Raw genomic sequence first — 18,084 nt, 5'->3', positions numbered from 1 at the left:
TAGCTCTTTAATGTTGGCGAAGCTCGTTACGGCCAGGGTTATAATCCGCTTTACACTTGCGTTTTGTTCTAACTTTTCCTAAACTACCTCAATAACTTAACAACTTACCTCGCGAACAATCCGGATTTTCAAGATTTAGGTAACTTTTCAAGGCCTCCAAATGTTAGTCCCAGACCAACTGACATATTCTTTGGGTAAAGCTTTTTTGCTAACAGATTGACAGTTAAATACAACTACATATCGCCCCTGCTCTCTTTTTTCTGAATTTTTTAATCATGGATTTTCGGTGCTGCTTGAAACTTAGTGGGGCGATCGCGATCGCGCCCGCCAATTTAACACTATGATAGCTAGTCCATGTTTTCAGCAGTAACGGGAGAGTTTTGTGTGTTACTTGGGCCGGCAATGCTTTGTACTTTAGACTCTTTTTGAGTGTTCGATAGACACCCAGAGCATTGGTTAGTTGACCTGAGAAAAAGTTTTGACCGTAGATATAGTAGTTATCGCAGTTGTAAAGTTTGTTGGACAGCAAAGACAATCGATCGGCTTCTGGGTAAAACCTGTGATTTGGTTTAATGACTTGCCTTTCGACTAACTGCATAACTTGGATCTGTACTACCAGTTAGAGAAGATACACTATCTTGGTGATTGTGTCAATCTCTGAGCTTCTCAAAGAAGCAACCATCAATAACAGTAGATACATGACATCACAGAAAGACGCAGACTTACTTTGCTCCATGAGTCGTCCACCTAAAATGCGACAAGGGGGCGGACGCTATAACCGAGGCGGATATATCGAGCTCCGCGAGTACCGCCAACGGATTAGCGTCTGGGAAATTGTCGCCAATAAATAAGTTGCCCGACAGGGCATCCTTGTTTTTAGGACTAATATTCATAGCCATCAGCCTTATGAATAGTTGTCAGATGTTTTGGATGCACGTCAAAACATTTGTCTCTTGCGGTTAGCTTAAAACTTGGTCTAAACCGAATTGCAATTCTGCCTGTGTAGCTTCCTGCATATTTTCCAGTGAGGACGTTAGCTTTCACCAAGTCCCCAGTTTGAAAACCCATGAAGAACTTTTGGGCCGGTGCATGACGAATGGGGAACCCAAATCTGTCGGTTCCGCAGCGCTGTCTTCTTCCGTGTCCCTTAGCCTTAATTAGCAAAGGTTTCACGCTATTTAGCAGTAGTCTTTCGGGAGTTGATTCCCCGACACAAGCTGCATCAGTCCAATGCTGTTTTTCTATTCCCCTGGTTTGGCGGTTGAATTTTGTTCGTCCCCCTGAACCCAATTCCACGGGCAGTCCGGTTAACTGTAGTCTTCTGTATAGCTCCCAACGAGTAGCATTGACGGCTGCTGCATCCAGTAGAGGTGTCTTGGCTTGGGCTAGTATCCGCTGAAGGATTTCAGGTTTTTTCTTGAGAAATTCTTCAACGGGTTTACTTCCCTTGGCTTGGTTGCAGGAATGGCAACTAAGACACAGATTGCTGACCCGATTACTTCCTCCCTTAGACTTGGCGAGAATATGCTCAACCTCGAAAGGAACATTTGTCGCACCGCAATAAGCGCACTTCCTATTCCATTTTTGCAGTAAATATTCCTTAATTTCAAAACCGAATAATTCGCCCCTTTGATATTCGATTCCAGAAATTTCAGGATTCTGGAACTGTTGTAAATCGAAACGCACCAATTCTTGAGAAATGGCGGTAACGGGACAGACCTTTCTGATTCGCCTAACCCAGGTTTCAATATTGGCAACACGGCTATCAAGAGATGGTGGCAACCATCCTGTTTTACGGGTTCTGTTTAAAAAACGGGGTTGGCGGTAACGGGTCTTTCTGTTGCGACGCCCTCTTCTGAGCGTTCTGCGAGATTCGAGAGTATCTTTAATTTGTTGCCCTCGGTGAGCAATTTCTAATGCGTTCGTGACGCGACCTGTTTGCTCTTGAACCACGGCAATACCCGTAGTTTTACTACCTGGGTCAATTTTGATTCGGTGACAGTGAGTTACCGAATCTTCGAGAATCCTATCCTGTAAAACAATGGTAAACGGATAGCGTTTAAAAACCTTAGCCCTCCCTTTTTTCAATAGTTCTCTTGCCCGTGCCCGGTGGCATGGGTCAAGAGGTTTCAAGTTTTTATCTAGGACAAATGTACGCATTACTGCATCACTCAATTTCTTGGTTAAGTTTGCCTCGACGATGTTAAGACTCGGTACTATCTGAGCAACACTGGCTTTCCCTTAATCACCTGTTTAATTGCTCGGTTGTAGAGCTTGAAACTGGCACGCATTTCAAGGTACGAAGTTTAACGCTTGGTCTTAACGCCTGCTAGTCAAGAACTAGCCGTCTGGTCAACAGGCTTTTTCAAGCCCACACCAGACCCTTCGGGTTGGTGTGCGGTAGTTGACGTCTAATCAACAGTGCTGCAATTCGCTCTCGCCCATAGGTGCAAAATTCCGGCTCATCCAGTTCAAAATGGCTTGATTTACTTGTTCCGGGCATTCATCCTGGGGACAGTGGCCCGCATTGTCTAATTCAACTAGCTCTAAATAATTGGGGTTGCATTCGACAAATTGGTGGGGTCGGGCGAACCGAGGGGGAATCATCCGGTCTTGTTTGCCCCAAATTAATAGCATCGGGATTCTTAAATTTCGCAGCACAGTCTTGACACTGGGGCAAAATTGTGTACTCCCTACAGCTTTAAATAAAGCGCAGAAGGCGCGGGCTGCTCCCCGATCGCCCGCAGGCCCTGCTAGAATTTCCACTAATTCGTCGGTAACAGCTTCGGGGTTGGAGTAGGCAAAGCCAACCCAGCGACGGACAAAGGAAGGCTTGCGGGCAAAATAAAACAAAGGCCTGAGTACGATCGGAGAAACAAACAAACTTTCAACCGCTTCGATCGCCGGAAGCAGCCATCCTGGCACCGCCTCGGCTCGCACAGAGGGGTCTGGGAGGCTAATCATCACCGTGCCGGCCACCATGTCCGGGTGAGCTGCGGCTACGGCCAGACAAATTAGCGAGCCGATCGAGTTTCCTGCCAATATTACTGGCTCTCTGATAAAAGTTAGCCAAAAATCATAAACTTGATCGACCCACAGAGACACAGAGTAGTCGATCGGAGCTTTTTGGGAAGCGCCAAACCCCAACAAATCCAAGGCGTAAACCGTTTGGTTTTCGGCGAGTTGGGCGAGATTTTGTCGCCAGTGACCGATCGAAGCTCCAAACCCGTGCAGTAAAATAATCGGCGTTCCCGATGCGCGCGGGGCCCTGGGTTCGGCCGCAGAATCTTGAGATTCGATCGCGCCTTGATTTCGTCCCCCATCGGGCCGCAAATAAGTGTAGCGAGTTTGCCAACCCCGCCACATCCAGTCTCGTTGAGTTCCCACCCGTTGGTGCCACAGCAGAGAATTTGTCAATTTTGCCTCAGATCGCAACATAAATTTACACTTCTTATACCTATTCTACAAGGCACATCAGGCGACTTGGGTGACTTGCCAGACGGGGCGAGATGGGCTAGGAAAAGCGGTTTTACCTCATCCTTAAGCTTTTACCCTGAATTTTTGACGGTTTTGTCATCGATCGGGCAAGGGGGCGGGCGATCGTGTGTGAAGTTAAAATAAAACTAGGCAGAAACTCAGCCAGAGTGAGTAGAATAGCAAGTATTGTAAGAATTCATTTACGATCAGTCCAAATATTCCCCAAGGCTTTAGCGGAGGGGACATAGGGCGCGGTAGTACGTCCGGTAAGGGTAACACCTTATAAAACAGTTCGATCGTCAATCGTGAAAAATTGACCGCTCAAACCTGTAACTATCAAGAAGCTTCGCTATTAAACTACTGCTTGTAAAACCATTCATGCCTGTGATTGAAAGAAGACAAAATCGCAACCTACCTCAGATTAACGAAAATATTCGATACCCCAAAATCCGGGTAATCGATACCGACGGCGCGCAACTAGGGATATTGACGCCTGCAGAAGCGCTGCGCCTCGCAGAAGAAAAAGAACTCGATCTCGTACTTGTCAGCGACAAAGCTGACCCGCCCGTATGCCGGGTAATGGACTATGGGAAGTACAAATTCGAGCAGGAAAAGAAAGCGCGAGAAGCAAAGCGGAAGCAGCACACTGCCGATGTTAAAGAAGTGAAGATGCGCTACAAAATTGAAGAACACGACTACCAAGTGCGCCTCAAACTAGCAGACCGCTTTATCAAATCTGGGGACAAAGTAAAAGCCACGATCATGTTCAGAGGTCGGGAAATCCAACACAGCAACCTAGCAGAGGACTTGCTTAAGCGCATGGCCACAGATTTGCAGGAAATCGCAGAAGTGCAGCAAGCCCCCAAAAAAGAAGGACGCAGTATGATGATGCTGCTGTCGCCAAAGAAAGTATAAATAGATAGTCATTAGTAGCAGTCATCAGTCATAAACTGGTGACTGATAGCTGATGACTTCCGAAGTTAGTCAGGAATAAGCTACCACACAGGGAAATCAACGCTGCATGGAAAATTTTCAAATCAGCGGTTCGGCGGGAGTAAGACAAGGAGTGCTGCGATCGCTTAACCTGCGATCGGAAGAAGTAGAGCGAACCGTACTGATGTTCCTCGTCTACACTCTAACCTCCGTCGGTCTGATCTGGCTGGAACTCAGCACAGTAGGTCTTTTTCTAGATGAATTTGGTGCAGACAAAATGCCCTTTATCTACATAGCCAGCGCCTTTATCGGTTCGGGCTTGGGATTTGTCTACTCGTGGCTGCAAAAAATCCTGCCGCTAAGGCGCACCGTAGTGGTTGTTTTGGCAATGATGTCGATACCGCTATTTTTGTTTCGATTCGGCATCGGCTACGACAATACTAAGATAGCTGGCGTCAGCATCGCTTTTATTACTATTTTTTTGATGTGGCTGTGGGTAGAAGCTTGCTATGTCCTCAACGACCTTAATACTTCTATCACTTCCAACCAACTGTTTAATATTAGAGAAATCAAGCGCACCTATCCGCTAGTCAGTAGCGGTTATCTAGTAGCTGGAGTAGTCAGCGGATTTTCTCTGCCTGTTTTGCTGTACGTAGTCGGACTCAAAAACGTTACCCTCATATCGGGGTTGATGGTGGCGACAGGCTCGGTGTTGCTCTACTACCTCACGGAAAAATACAGCCAAGCATTCCCGGAAACGGCTCACTGGACGGATGACGACGAAGAGGACGACCAAGAAGAATTTACCGCCCGCAAAGTTACAGGCCCGCTCCAAAAATACGCCGTACCTCTAGTCAGTTTCTTTATCCTCGCAGAAGTCGTCTACGTGCTGGTAGATTTCCAATTCTACAGCCAGTTAGAATACCAAAATCCGGGGGACGGAGCTAGCTGGATCGCTAGCTTCCTGGGCATTTATGAAGGCATACAAGGCCTGTTTCAAGTGGCGACTCAGTGGTTCGCTTCGAGCAGGTTGGTGGAAAGAATCGGTGTATTCGTGACGGCGATGATTTTGCCGGCGGGCATCGCTATACTCGGGGTGCTGACCATAGGAGCATCTCTGGGCCAGCTAGTATCTGTGTTCATCGGGCTGATATTGCTGAGATTTTTAGACGAACTGCTGCACTACACGCTGTTGGAAACTGTTAGCCCGGTGTTATTTCAACCGATTCCCGACAATATTCGATCGGGAATTCAAACTTTGGTCAACGGTGTGGGCGAACCTTTGTCCTGCGGAGCTACAGGAGTAGGCATCCTGATTATGCTGTGGGTGACAGGCAAGATACTCCCCCAGCAAGACGAAAATGTATTTCACGACCAGCAAAGCTTGATATTTATTGGCGCGATCGTCATATTGGCGCTGTTGTGGGTGTTTGTCGTATGGTTGATCCGCTCTCAATACGTGGGTTTGTTGGTCAAAAGTGCGGAGCGGGGGCGCTTGGGCGTCACAGACGTTGACCTCAAAGCTCTCAAGCGCGCAGTGGTGGAAACTCTACAAAAGCCGGGGGGCGAAGATGAAAAGCGCTCTTGCATAGAACTCCTGACGCAAATTGACCCCAAAAATGTCGGAGAAGTTCTGGCTCCCCTCCTCGATTCGCTGTCTGCAGGTTTGCAGCGCCAGAGCTTGGAAACGATGCTGCAACACCCGAACCCCGCATATTTAGAATCTGTCCGCGCACTCTCGCAGCAATCCTTGCCGCCGGAGGTTCTGGCCTTGGCTTTGCGCTACATCTGGCTGACGGAAGCTGAACCGAATATTGAGAGCTTGCGGCCGTACTTGCAGCCGACGGTCGATCCGGTGGTGCGGGGTACGGCGGCTGCTTTAATTATGAGAAGGGGCGATCGCCTGCAAAAGGCAGAGGCTACTAATACGCTGCGCCAAATGCTGACGCACAAACAAGAGCGGGAACGTGTTATGGGGACGCGGGCTCTGGGAGAAGCTGATTATTTGCAAGGACTGCGGCTGCATATCCCCAATCTGTTGCAAGATGAATCTCTGCGAGTGCGCTGCGCTCTGTTAGACGTGATTTCGTCTACTCATTCGGAAGAATATTATCCTTCGCTGCTGCGCGGACTTGGTTACAAATCGACTAGGGAAGCGGCTTTGCAGGCTATAGTCAAACTTCACAACGATGCCATTCCTTTGCTTGTGTATTTGGCTGAGGATATCCACAAGTCGGATTTGGTCAGGTTGCAAGCTTGGACGGCTCTGGGTCAAATTGGGACAAATGAGGCGATCGACATTTTGGTGAGCAATTTGATGACGGCTTGGGGAACGACGAGGCGCAATATCCTCCGCATCCTGTTGAAAATGCCTTCGGAAGCGGGGATAGAAGGGGTTCTAGACCGCATCGGCCGTAGCGGCTTGGAAAATCTTATCGAACAGGAGTTAATGTTTATCGGTCAAATTTATGCAGGTCTGGTAGATTTGTCTGGGGTAACAAGCTACGGCAATTTGTCGGGGGGTGCTAACAGCACTGGGGCACATGGGGGCGATACGGCTCAATTGTTGCAGCGTGCTCTGGCGGGGTTGGAAGCTGATGCTAGGGAGCGGTGTTTTTTGCTGATGAAGTTTCTTTATCCGCTGGACACGGTACAAGCCGCTGCTTTCAACATCGCTTCTGGCCAACCTTCTTTGGTGGCTAGGGGATTGGAAATTCTCGATAATACTGTGGATATAGCTAGGAAGCGATCGCTCATCAATCTGTTAGATCAACACTCGGAAAGAGAAAAATTGAGCAACCTCTCGGAATTGATGGTTTACAAACCTCTAGCCCCTAGCGATCGTTTGCGCCGCTTGCTAGAATTGCGCCACTTCCTTTCGGATTGGGCTTTGGCCTGCTGCTTTCACTTGGCGAGAGAAGCGCGTTGGAGTCTTACGGCTCAACAAACTCTCGTCTGTTTGCAGCACCCGACGGGTTTTGTCCGCGAAGCAGTGTTAGCCTATTTGAAAATAGCCTCGCCCCGGGCTTTGGTCGAATTGTTGCCCCGGCTGCAAAATGACCCCGATAATTTGGTATCCGCTCAAGTTGAAGAGATGATGGCAGAGTTGGGTGCTGGGGGAAAAAGGTAAAGAAGGAAGAAGGAAGTTCGGCAACGGATTCTGTAACGGATGTAACGGATGTAACGGATGTCGGGAAGAGGGAAGAGGGAAGAGGGAACAAAAAGAAACTATGCCCTGTTTGCCCAATGCCCAATGCCCTGCGCGGGCCAATGCCCAATGCCTCTTCCTTTGTTTAAGTTTAAATTAATCACTGCATCTCATTATGTTAACAAGCGTCGAACGCCTATTGTTTGTGAGGGAGGTTCCGATTTTTAAGGAACTGCGGGATGATTTTCTCGTGCGTCTAGCATCGGTAATGGATGAACTTTCGTTTCCTTCCAAGCACAGGATTTTTACGGAAGGACAAGAAGGGCGGTCTCTCTATATTTTGGTATCGGGAACGGTGCGCGTGCATATAGGCGATCGGGATTTGGCACAGTTGAAAGCGGGGGCTTGTTTCGGGGAAATGTCGCTGTTTGATGCAGAACCTCGATCGGCTTCTATTTCTACTCTCGAACAATCCGAGTGTTTGATGCTGACTCAAATGCAGCTATACGATGCGATTGATGAAACGCCGGGAATTGCGGTGAATATTATTCGTTTGCTGTCGCGCCGGATTCGGGAGTTGAATCAAAAGTTGAATGCTAGAGAAGCCATGATGCCGCCTACAGAGACTGTGAGAGTTCCTGAGATGCGATGAAATTGGGGAATTGAGAATTGTGTTTTTAGTCGATCGGTAATTCTGCACAATTTATCTTCTGTAAGGTGCCAATAGCGCACAATTTTTCTGGCTAGTGTCCGCTATTGGCACCTTATACTAGATTCACAAAAAAATGTAACTATAGACAACCCCCAAACCAGAATATTCATCAGTCATAGCCAATCTAAAATCTAAAATCTAAAATCTAAAATCTAAAATTTAAAATCTAAAATGGCATGACTATCGCCAATAAGGCCGGCCCTTCCAAAAAACTCCCACCGTAACTCCGATTAGTGCAGCTTCCGATAAACTTGCTAATAAAGGAGGGATGGGTAGGAATGACTTTAACACCAAACCCAAGAGTACGCAGAAAACTAAAACCCACAAACTAATTCGGTTGAGCAAAAATTGTTGTTGCCAATACTCTAAAAAGTACACTGCTAAAGCTCCCATTCCCAGTGCAGCAGCGAAAGGTATCAATGTCCCCAGGGAGGAACCGTAAAGAAGCGTCACGACGTTGCGGATTGGTCGGGATTGCGTGAAACCCCAGGCTAAAAATAACTCCAATCCAATCACGATTGAATTGACGAGGGCGGCAATTTGCAGCATTTCTCGCCAAGGTAAAAGTTTTAAGCGCCGCAGAAAATTACTCACGATCGGCAGATTAGGTAGGTTGCTTTGATTTTATAACACTTTTGCCATGACGATCGACCTTTGATGACAATTTGTGAAGTAAAATAAAGATATAGAGCTGTCTCTTGACAAATTCACCCAGAGTAGCTGCCTATTAGTTGTTGGAACCGTGAAAGGAAAAAAGTTATGGTGGAGAACACTGTCGATTGTGCTGTAGCTTGCGTCAATGGCTGCGTTCTGGGCGACAAGTGCCCGAAGCGGGAATACGCAGAAGCAACGTCCCAGTTTATTGAAAATACTTCTCTGGATAAAATGCTAGAAATAGCAGAGGAAGCGGTGAGAAGGAAACGCACGGAACCCCCCAAATGGATAATTCCTGATTTTCCCGAATAGAATTAACATCCCCATTAAAAAGCGATCGCCCGTTGCAAAAGGGCGATCGCTTTTTGTATTCCCAATGAAATAGCCGATCGTAATCCATATATTTCCTGGGATAGAAGCTTTTAGCTTAAATAGCAATTATGATGCCACTTAATGACATCAATTGGCAATAACTAAAAATAATTCAGCTCAAGCGAAAGTCGGACACTTTTAATTTAATTGAGTTCAAAAACCAACAGGAGCAAGTCTCGTGGCACAGCAAAAGGAACGCAACGCAAAAACAACAAGAGATGGTGATAATTTGGGCGAATTGCCTCAAGAAATTACCGAATCTTACGGTACTGGCGTCATCGATCAACCGGGATTGAGCCAAGACGACATAACAATTTTGCAGGACAGCAGTTCAGAAGACTCTTCCACCAGTTCCCGAATCGGTGGCGAGGAGGGCGATCCTGCTGCGGAACAAGAAAGTGCCACTGGCGAGCAATCGGTGGGCGGAACCACGCCTACTCCCGACCTGGATATTGTTGACGAACTCGGAGCCGCTGCGGGCATAGAAATGCCCGATGGCGCTATTTTGAACACAACAAATATGCTTGAACATCGAGATGAAAGTCGCTGGGAATTAGATCCGAGTTCTGCGGAAGATTATCAGGAACGACCGGATTTTTAGGTCAATTTTTTACCAGAAAATAGGTAGTATAATAGGAGCGGGTTCACCAGTATCCATACTTCATATCCCAAGTATTTGTAAATCCGCCCCTCCTCACTTTTGCTCTCGCAGCACATATCCAACTCCCCGAACAGTATGCAGCCGACGTTTTGAGTTAAGCTGTTCTGCATTTAAATTGGATGTCAAAAAATAATCAAACTATTGTGGGGTGGGCGTCCCGCCCGCCCTGAACCTACAATTTAAATGCGCGACAGCTTACTTGCTTCTAACTTAATCCGTAACGCACGAATATACACTTTAATAATGTTTGGCTCACCCATAAAATCGTAACCCCAGATTTTTTATAAAATTGGCTCGCGGGTAATGACTTCCCGGTAATTTCGTAGCATAAATAATAACAAATTAAACTATTTTTTAGTGTACCAATTAGTTAATTAATTCTATAAATTAAAGGGGTTAAACCCTTAAAAATTAGGTCTTCAAATTATAACTTATCCGGGTAATTTGGTTGAGTTCGGCGCCGACGTGTTTTCACTCTCGCGAAGAGTTATTCCATAATGAAAGGCTAGTAAGATATAGGTTCAAAGCGATGCAGGGAATTAGTGGCTAACCGCCACGGACATTACCACCAGCAGTTTTCGTTTACCTGAGAACAAGGTAATTGTAATTGCTCCATTGCGTAATTGAGAAACCTGTAGCTCGCCCAATTGACAACTGCTATATTTTCTGATTTATCAACATTTCCGGTGAGTTACCCTTCATAAAGCGTGTTTGTAGTCAGGACTTCAGTTATCTCTAGGCAGATGAACAATTACTATGAGTCCTGACTACAAACTTACTGTGGTTAGATTGCCGGATATGATATTATGTATGGCAAAAACCGGGTTGATGAAGCCAACCCTCCTCAACAAAAAGGTTATTTATGGAATTTAAAGATTTTCTGGGTTTGCTGCATCCTATTTTAGCTGTAGCGATTGTTTTTCCTATGCTTGGTGTTGTTCTCAATATGGGGTGGCAAACCATGCAGCGTCGGAAGCAAATTGCGATCGACACCAAGAGCAAAATTCCACCTGTAGTCGGTTCAGAACACGTCAAAGCAGGTCGAATGCTGTCAGGTTCTGTGGTAGGAGTGACGTTGGTGGGTCTAGCCTACCCGATTTTTGAGCATATTTTGAGCAAGGATGTTTGGAGCAAAAACTCCTTTCAGGTCATTTTCATTGCCCTGATGTTTGTTGCAACTGTCGCCTCTTTGGTGATGCTATATCGAGCGACACCCGCTTTATGGCGCGGCATATTTGCGACCCTAACAGGTACTGGTTTGGTGATTCTTGGCACTCAAGATGGCGTTTATCGGCGAACCAATGAATGGTATTGGTCTCACTACTACATTGGCATCACCGCTGCGCTAATTATGGTTTTCTCCCTTGCCATCATTGAAGACATTTACAAAGACCGTTCAAATCGCTGGCGCACTATCCATGTAGTATTGAATTCGATCGCTGTGCTGCTCTTTCTGGGACAGGGAATGACCGGAACCAGGGATTTATTAGAAATTCCTCTGAACTGGCAGAAACCTTATATTTATACCTGTGATTTCACCAATAAGACCTGCCCAAAGCCGTGAGCGATCGCATTACTTAGAGATTCAAGTCTAAAATTAGTAGAAATTAGAAGGGCGGGACACCCCACAAGCAATTTGATGTATTGTGGAACAGGCATCTTGCCTGTTCTTGAGAGGTGATGTATTGTGGAACAGGCATCTTGCCTGTTCTTGAGATGTGATGTATTGTGGAACAAGCATCTTGCCTGTTCTGGAGATGTGATGTATTGTGGAACAGGCATCTTGCCTGTTCTTGAGATGAGAATGGTGCAATATCTCAGTCACTACTAATCAGTCATAAATCTTAATCATTGCGAGTCAAACCCTGAAGGCTAACTTGCAAAATCGACAAACCCAAAATTAGCAAAAACAAAACCAGCCCGATCGTACAAGCATAGCCAATTTCCAAATCCTTAAAAGCCCGTTCGTAAAGATAATAAACAACCGTCTTAGAACTATTGCGAGGCCCGCCCTGAGTCATAATATAAACTTCTTCAAAAACCTTAGTAGCAGAAATTGCCGAAATTACCGCCACTAAAACTAAATAAGGCTTCATCAGCGGCACAGTAATATCCCAGTGCTTGCCCAAACCATCAGAACCATCAATAGCAGCCGCCTCATAAAGTTCTGCCGGAATAGCTTGCAGCCCTGCCAAATAAATCACCATGTAATAGCCCAATCCTTTCCAGATAGTAACCGCCATGACGCTAAAGATTGCTAACTTCGGATTAGCCAGCCAAGAAACAGGAGGTAAACCCAACAATTCCCCCAACTGATTCAGCAATCCAGTCTCAGCAAACAGCCACTTCCAAGCAATCCCGGCGACAACCATTGAAATCACCGCCGGCGTGTAGTAGGCTGCACGAAACCAGTTCATCCCCTTAAGTTTTTGATTGCACAAAATCGCCATTCCCAACGGTAGAACAACCAATACAGGCACAACGCAGGTCAGATATAGCAGGGTATTCGTCAAAGTTTGCCAGAATGTGCGATCGCCCGACAACCTGTAAAAATTCTTCAACCCCACCCACTGCGGCATTTGAGTTAAATCATATTCGTAGTTGGTAAAACTCAAATAAAAAGCTTGCACCGCCGGCCACAAAACAGTCAAACTCAAAATAAATAAAGCCGGAAGTAAAAACAAATAAGGAGTCAGGTTTTGTCGCAAAAAAGTCAAAGGCATAAATTAGTTATTAGTTATTAGTTATTAGTTATTACTCGTTCCCAGCCCGAGCCTGGGAACCAGTTATTTCTTAGTCTGCGGAGGCAGACTTGGTTTGTGTAGACGCGGTTTCAACCGCCGAGTAATAAGGGATTAACACTTATTTAACTCCCGAAAACAAACCCTGCCAGTCTCCGGGAGAACTAGCATTGTCCCCCTCTTTTACCTCAAAAGTAACGTTGCAAGCTTGAGGTTGTTCCAAAGCCTCCACGCACAATTCTGCAATATCTTCCCGACTGACTTTGCCCCTAATATTGTCTCCTTGCTCAAATATTAAAGCTTTGCCTCCCGGTTCTTCAGTCAAAGCGCAAGGTCTGACCACAGTATAAGGTATGCCGCTCGATCGCACGCAATCTTCCCCTTTCAACTTCCAAGTCAAAATCCCCCCCAACATATCATTCATCCTGACAGCCGGCGGTTCTTCTTCCAAGTTAATTCCAGGGCGGCCAGGGCGGGTAACTCCTGCCGAACTCACCATCACAAATCGCGGCAAAGTCTGTCCCCCATCAGCTTTAATAGATTCTAACTCCAGTTGAAAAAGACCCGGTGTAAATTTCGGGTTGAGCGCGCCATCATATTCAAACTTGCTCAACATTAACTGAAAAGAAAAAATAGTGCTGGCATCAAATTTAGAGCCATCCTTAACAGTTTTCGCGCGGAATACTGGGATTAATTGGTCAAAAGGAACAGTGATAGTAATCCAGATATTGTAAACAGTATCAAACGAATAGCAATAGCCAATTCCATCCCATTTAGCTTCGTTGCGAACAATCAACTTGTAGCGCTTGCCGTCCCCTTTGACACGTAGTTGGAGGCCACTAAATCCTGCGAGATTGAGCGGAGTATCAAAGTTGCGGGTACGCACCGAAGCAAAGCCGCCCGAGTTGGCAGTAGAAACATTGCCTGTGAATAAAGCAGTATTGTCTGTCAGCCGAATCGAACTTTCGCTGGTGCCGCCCATCACGATGTCGTCGAGGGCTCCCCAAGTTTCTTTTAAATCTTGGCTGGGTTTTGTGAAGTCAAAAATTATTTTTTCGCCTGCTTGAATTAGCTGGCGGCGAACAGCTTGCACTAAATTATTGAGGCCTTTGTATTCCACGATTTCGGGAACATCGACAACTTCCGGCATATAAAATTTGATGCCTTGATAGTATTTTTCCCTGGTGGGGGTGTCTCCTTCTACCGGTTGAACTTTCGTGCCGGTGCAGCAGATAACTGCTTCTATGCCCTCGGTTACTAACGGTGTTAGGGTTTCTGGCAGAGTGATATCTCCTTCGACTAACTCGACATTTTGGCCGAGAATTTCTGTTGCTCTTTTGGTATCTCTGACGAGAGCTCGCACTCTATATCCCCGCTGTTGCAGCCGCTTGACAACTCGCTTCCCGACGCCGCCGGTAGCACCGGCTACCAGTATTAGTTTGGGTTGGTCTTTTTTAGTTTTGCTGCTGCTTCCAAAGAGTTGTTGCAGCCAGCTAATGCTGCCAATGAAGGGAATGACGCCGAAATAAGCCAAGGTTTGGAGAAACCGGCCGGCATCCCATTGGGCGGTTTTTTTTTCAGTCATATTAGCTTCCTCTGAATTGGCTCAAATCTACTTAGCTGCTTTTGTATTTTAATCGAATTTTCGATTTTTGAATTTGGGCGATTTCCTCGCCTACCCTTCGGGAACCCCTGCGGGAAGATAGCTTCGCTTGCGCGGACTTTTTTTCACTTGACAATGGGTTGGGGATGAGTTTGGCTTAAGGGAATCTCAATAATCAACTCGGTTCCCTCTCCGGGGGCGGAAATGCAAGTCAATTTGCCACCGTGTTGTTCTACCGCAATTTCGTGGCTAATCGCCAAACCTATCCCCGCACCTTTGCCCACCTGTTTTGTGGTAAAAAACGGCTCAAAAATTTTCTGGCAAACTTTTTCTTCCATGCCCCAACCGTTGTCCTTGATCCGAACTGCTACGGCTTTTCCTCCCGGACAAATTTCAGTCACAATCCGAATTTGTCCGCACGTCACTGGCTCTTCTTCGCCCCCGCAGTGCGACGATAAATTATTGTTGACAAAGGCCTCTTCGAGAGCATCAATTGCATTTGTCAGTACATTCATAAATACTTGGTTGATTTGAACTGCGTAACACTCAACCAAAGGCAGAGAGCCATATTCTTTGATGAGATGAATTGCTGGGCGATCGGGCTTCGGTTTGAGTCGGTTGCTCAAAATCAACAAAGCGCTGTCCAATCCGTCGTGAATGTCAACTGGTTTAATCTCTGCTTCGTCAATTCTAGAGAAATTTCGCAGCGACTGAACTATCTCGCGGATGCGGTTAGCTCCTACTTTCATTGAGCCCAGCAACTTCGGTAAGTCTTCAACTATGAACTCTAATTCTACTGCTTCTATTTGTGCTTGAACTTCTGGCGAAGGCGACGGATAGTGCTGCTCGTAAAGCTGCAATAAATTAATCATTTTTTGACTGTATTCATTAGCATAGCTAAGATTGCCGTAGATGAAGTTAATCGGGTTAGTGACTTCATAAGCTACCGCCGCCACCAACTGTCCCAAACTTGACATTCTTTCGCTTTGCACCAATTGAGTTTGCGCCCGCTTAAGCTCGGACATCGCTGTTTTTAAATTAGCAGTTTTTTCTCGTTCTCTGGCGACTGATGCTTCTAGTGCTGTATTTAATTTTTCGAGTTTGTCGGCTTGGCGTAGCACTATATTAATCATTGCTTTTTTCAGTTCCAATGCAGCGTCTATTTCGCATTGTTTCCAAGGCAACGATTTGTACCTCACATTTTCCTTCCACAGCTCGAAGGATTTCCTAGGAGACAGTCGAGGGTGGCCCTCTTCATCTTTTTCAACTGGTTTGTTGGGGTTGCCTGCCCAATTTACGGTCTTAATTACTTCCGGGCGAAACCACAAAACGTAGATTTTCTGAGTCGGGGATATTGCTATGGCCAAACACCCGCTGGCCGTGTCTTTAAATTCCTCAGCTTCTGGATAGCATTTGGTCAGCGAGTCTGTAGAAAAAATTTCTTTGTTTAGGTGATTTTGCACCCACTGAGTTAAGTATTTGAGCGCTTCTCCCTGGGGTGTTTGCCCGACTCGATAGCAATTGTCTCCAAATACTATTGCTGCTCCCTGGGCGTTGACTGCTTCTAGCAAATTATGCTGACATTTAACTAAGACTTGTGACAAGTTTTCGGAGGTGGATATGTCTTCAAAAATCTTGGTGAGAATAGATTTTAAGTGTAGTTGATAGTCGTAGTCTTCGTTTCCTTCTTTTGATTGCAGTTCTAAGGACATTACTTGCCCGATAAATTCGCAGGCGGCACGCAATTCATAGTTGAGGTATTTTGGTGTATAGTTGTGGCAAGCAATCAATCCCCACAGTTTTTTGTCTTTGATTAACGAGATTGACATCGAAGCTGCAACGCCCATATTTTGCAGGTATTCTATGTGAATGGGAGAAACGCTTCTCAACACGCTGAAACTCAGGTCGAGGGGCTGGGTGGTAAGAGCATGGTTTCCTGAAACAAGGGGGACTGGTTGATAATTAATATCTGGGATTAACCTCAGCCAATTTAACGCATACAGTTGTCTGGCTTGTTTGGGAATATCTGAGCTGGGGTAGTTTAATCCTAAGAAAGGACTCAGCATTTCTGCTTTGTCTTCAGCGATCACAGCCCCGTTGCCTTCGTGGTCAAATTGATAGACCATAACTCTATCAAAACCAGATATTTTCCTGACTTCTTCTACAGTCAGTTGGCATAATTCTTTGAGATTTTTAGCACTTTGAATTTTGCTAACAGTGGCTCTTACTGAATGATAAAAGCTAAAAACCGAAATATTTTCTTGGCTGGTAGCTAATTCTAACTCGACAATCAAAACTCCTTCTACTCTGTGAAGGATGCAGTCAAATTCTAAAGATTTACCTGCTTTATGAACAGAGAGTTTAATGGGATTGACTGTTTTTAAGTTTTCATTCCGCAAACAGGCATTGAGTTTTTCTAGTTGAACTCTATCGAATAATAAGCTCAAATCTTGACCGATCGCACTTTCCGGCTCTACTCCTAACAAATCTTGCGTATTTTCACTGACTTGCAGTATTTCTAGTTCAGGTTCTCGTACAACAAGTAGCACCCCGTGTGGCTGAATGTGCCCCGATATGTGAATCGGTTCTCTGTCGCAGTTTGTCAAGTCAACTTCTTCGAGCGCGGGAATTGTGATTTGTAGATCCATTTTCTTTGTCTTCCGCTGTAAAATTTCTAGAGGGTTCTATTGATTTGAGATTTGAGAGCAAATTGGCTTTTCCATAATAATCTCATATTGTTCGATCGCATAACGGCTCGCTCCCTTGACGGACACTGAGAATCCATCATCCGAGAATCAGCGAATCAAAAATGATTGAGTCGAAAATCAGCCTGCCGTATGTGTTGCTGTTCTAGCAGCCTCAGCCTTCTAGAAATTTTACAGACTTGGCTCTTCTATACTATCGCTTCCCGATGTTAATTATCACAGCTATTTTTGCCATTCTTCCAGTATGTTTAATAATTTCCCCAAACTTTAATATTTGTGGTAAAATTTTTCCTGCTGGAAAAGGGGGAGAGAAAGGGAGCATCTCAATGAAAGCAGCCCTCCGCTAGAAATTGGAGTTAGGAGTCAGGAGTCAGGAGTCAGGAGAAAAGAGTCAGAAGGAAGAAGTCAGGCGCCAGAAGAAGTGTTTGTACAAATATGAGATGCTCCCGAGAGAAATGCGTCTCCAGAGCGGCCTACTTACTGAAATATTAAGTTAAGGTAAGGGTGACAATATCTGAAAGTCAAGTCACGCTAAGCTCTTTAAGTATACCCAACAGGCCCGACAATTAGACTGATGATCGACTTCAATACAGTTACTGAATTTTCTCATACCTACTGCATAGCTATCTGTGCCTTTTTAGTTCCGGCAAACTTGCTGAATACTTTGCTGACAGCGATTTTGACAGGACTAAACCGACCTCGAATGCAAATTTGGGCGTCTGTGGGTGTGGCCAGCCTTTGGGCTACAGCAATGATATTTCACGTTTTTACCTGGTTCGCGATCGGGGTAGTAATGCCTCCGACATACATCTTGCTAGTTATGGCAATCACTTGTCTGACAATCAATGTCTGGGCGATCGCTCATCCTGCAAGCATGATGCAATTAATTCGAGTTGCGGTATCAGTGGTTAGGGGAGGTTTCAGAAGGAAGAAGGATTTAGTTGTCTAAGAGACAAATATCTCGTTATCTAGCAACTCAAAAAGAATTTGGAGGGGGTAATGTGAAAAGTTTCAGGGAAAATATTGGTTTCTGAATAGTTTTTCGGGTGGCCAATCGTGCTTCCGAGGGCTGAGTTTT

17 protein-coding genes are annotated in these 18,084 nt (G+C 45.7%); 8 read left to right on the top strand and 9 right to left on the bottom strand.

What is annotated here, in order from left to right; all coding sequences use genetic code 11:
• Nucleotides 1-223: 223 nt before the first annotated feature.
• Nucleotides 224-598 (bottom strand): hypothetical protein, encoded by a 375-nt coding sequence (locus tag QUB35_RS16615; RefSeq protein WP_333142907.1) that lies wholly within the window; start codon nucleotides 596-598, stop codon nucleotides 224-226.
• A gap of 49 nt (nucleotides 599-647) precedes the next feature.
• On the opposite strand from QUB35_RS16615, the gene QUB35_RS16610 reads away from it, so the two are divergent.
• Complete coding sequence (locus QUB35_RS16610) at nucleotides 648-851, top strand: hypothetical protein (RefSeq protein ID WP_333142906.1); 204 nt, start codon at nucleotides 648-650, stop codon at nucleotides 849-851.
• A gap of 31 nt (nucleotides 852-882) precedes the next feature.
• Here QUB35_RS16610 and iscB read toward each other — a convergent pair whose 3' ends face one another.
• On the bottom strand, nucleotides 883-2,160 hold the full coding sequence (iscB, locus tag QUB35_RS16605) for an RNA-guided endonuclease IscB (protein WP_333142905.1): 1,278 nt from the start codon (nucleotides 2,158-2,160) through the stop codon (nucleotides 883-885).
• Between the two features lie 255 nt (nucleotides 2,161-2,415).
• Nucleotides 2,416-3,438 carry an alpha/beta fold hydrolase gene (locus QUB35_RS16600; protein ID WP_333142904.1) on the bottom strand — a complete coding sequence of 341 codons (1,023 nt, stop codon included), beginning with the start codon at nucleotides 3,436-3,438 and terminating at the stop codon, nucleotides 2,416-2,418.
• 417 nt (nucleotides 3,439-3,855) lie between these two features.
• On the opposite strand from QUB35_RS16600, the gene infC reads away from it, so the two are divergent.
• From infC to QUB35_RS16585, 3 genes are all read left to right on the top strand, one after another.
• Entirely contained in the window at nucleotides 3,856-4,392 is a 537-nt protein-coding gene (gene infC / locus QUB35_RS16595; protein ID WP_006635262.1) for a translation initiation factor IF-3, read from the top strand.
• Between the two features lie 106 nt (nucleotides 4,393-4,498).
• Nucleotides 4,499-7,540: a HEAT repeat domain-containing protein gene (locus tag QUB35_RS16590; protein ID WP_333142903.1), complete on the top strand. Its 3,042-nt coding sequence runs from the start codon at nucleotides 4,499-4,501 to the stop codon at nucleotides 7,538-7,540.
• Nucleotides 7,541-7,733: 193 nt separating this feature from the next.
• Nucleotides 7,734-8,210, top strand: a complete 477-nt coding sequence (locus tag QUB35_RS16585) for a Crp/Fnr family transcriptional regulator (RefSeq protein WP_333142902.1) — start codon at nucleotides 7,734-7,736, stop codon at nucleotides 8,208-8,210.
• A 240-nt stretch (nucleotides 8,211-8,450) separates the two neighbouring features.
• Here QUB35_RS16585 and QUB35_RS16580 read toward each other — a convergent pair whose 3' ends face one another.
• A complete protein-coding gene (locus tag QUB35_RS16580; protein WP_333103423.1) occupies nucleotides 8,451-8,864 on the bottom strand; it encodes a peptide chain release factor 1 in 414 nt (137 codons plus the stop codon).
• Nucleotides 8,865-9,029: 165 nt separating this feature from the next.
• Between QUB35_RS16580 and QUB35_RS16575 the strand changes: the two genes are divergently transcribed.
• Both QUB35_RS16575 and QUB35_RS16570 read left to right on the top strand, forming a co-directional pair.
• Nucleotides 9,030-9,236 (top strand): hypothetical protein, encoded by a 207-nt coding sequence (locus QUB35_RS16575; protein ID WP_333142901.1) that lies wholly within the window; start codon nucleotides 9,030-9,032, stop codon nucleotides 9,234-9,236.
• 238 nt (nucleotides 9,237-9,474) lie between these two features.
• Entirely contained in the window at nucleotides 9,475-9,897 is a 423-nt protein-coding gene (locus QUB35_RS16570) for a DUF6335 family protein (protein ID WP_333142900.1), read from the top strand.
• Between the two features lie 239 nt (nucleotides 9,898-10,136).
• Here QUB35_RS16570 and QUB35_RS16565 read toward each other — a convergent pair whose 3' ends face one another.
• On the bottom strand, nucleotides 10,137-10,217 hold the full coding sequence (locus tag QUB35_RS16565; RefSeq protein WP_333142918.1) for a hypothetical protein: 81 nt from the start codon (nucleotides 10,215-10,217) through the stop codon (nucleotides 10,137-10,139).
• A gap of 602 nt (nucleotides 10,218-10,819) precedes the next feature.
• On the opposite strand from QUB35_RS16565, the gene QUB35_RS16560 reads away from it, so the two are divergent.
• Nucleotides 10,820-11,521 carry a DUF4079 domain-containing protein gene (locus tag QUB35_RS16560; protein WP_333142899.1) on the top strand — a complete coding sequence of 234 codons (702 nt, stop codon included), beginning with the start codon at nucleotides 10,820-10,822 and terminating at the stop codon, nucleotides 11,519-11,521.
• Nucleotides 11,522-11,554: 33 nt separating this feature from the next.
• Here QUB35_RS16560 and QUB35_RS16555 read toward each other — a convergent pair whose 3' ends face one another.
• The 4 genes from QUB35_RS16555 to QUB35_RS16540 all read right to left on the bottom strand — a co-directional run bounded on the left by QUB35_RS16555 (nucleotide 11,555) and on the right by QUB35_RS16540 (nucleotide 16,949).
• Entirely contained in the window at nucleotides 11,555-11,698 is a 144-nt protein-coding gene (locus QUB35_RS16555; protein WP_333142898.1) for a hypothetical protein, read from the bottom strand.
• 103 nt (nucleotides 11,699-11,801) lie between these two features.
• Nucleotides 11,802-12,680: a sugar ABC transporter permease gene (locus QUB35_RS16550; RefSeq protein WP_333142897.1), complete on the bottom strand. Its 879-nt coding sequence runs from the start codon at nucleotides 12,678-12,680 to the stop codon at nucleotides 11,802-11,804.
• Between the two features lie 139 nt (nucleotides 12,681-12,819).
• A complete protein-coding gene (locus tag QUB35_RS16545) occupies nucleotides 12,820-14,283 on the bottom strand; it encodes a CIA30 family protein (protein ID WP_333142896.1) in 1,464 nt (487 codons plus the stop codon).
• 143 nt (nucleotides 14,284-14,426) lie between these two features.
• On the bottom strand, nucleotides 14,427-16,949 hold the full coding sequence (locus tag QUB35_RS16540; protein WP_333142895.1) for an ATP-binding protein: 2,523 nt from the start codon (nucleotides 16,947-16,949) through the stop codon (nucleotides 14,427-14,429).
• Between the two features lie 631 nt (nucleotides 16,950-17,580).
• On the opposite strand from QUB35_RS16540, the gene QUB35_RS16535 reads away from it, so the two are divergent.
• Nucleotides 17,581-17,955 (top strand): hypothetical protein, encoded by a 375-nt coding sequence (locus tag QUB35_RS16535; protein ID WP_333142894.1) that lies wholly within the window; start codon nucleotides 17,581-17,583, stop codon nucleotides 17,953-17,955.
• Nucleotides 17,956-18,084: the final 129 nt, after the last annotated feature.

Source organism: Microcoleus sp. B13-B6 (assembly GCF_036705405.1).
Taxonomy (GTDB): domain Bacteria; phylum Cyanobacteriota; class Cyanobacteriia; order Cyanobacteriales; family Microcoleaceae; genus Microcoleus.
Note: the sequence above shows the minus strand (reverse complement) of the source record. Positions and strands in the feature narration are given on the sequence as shown.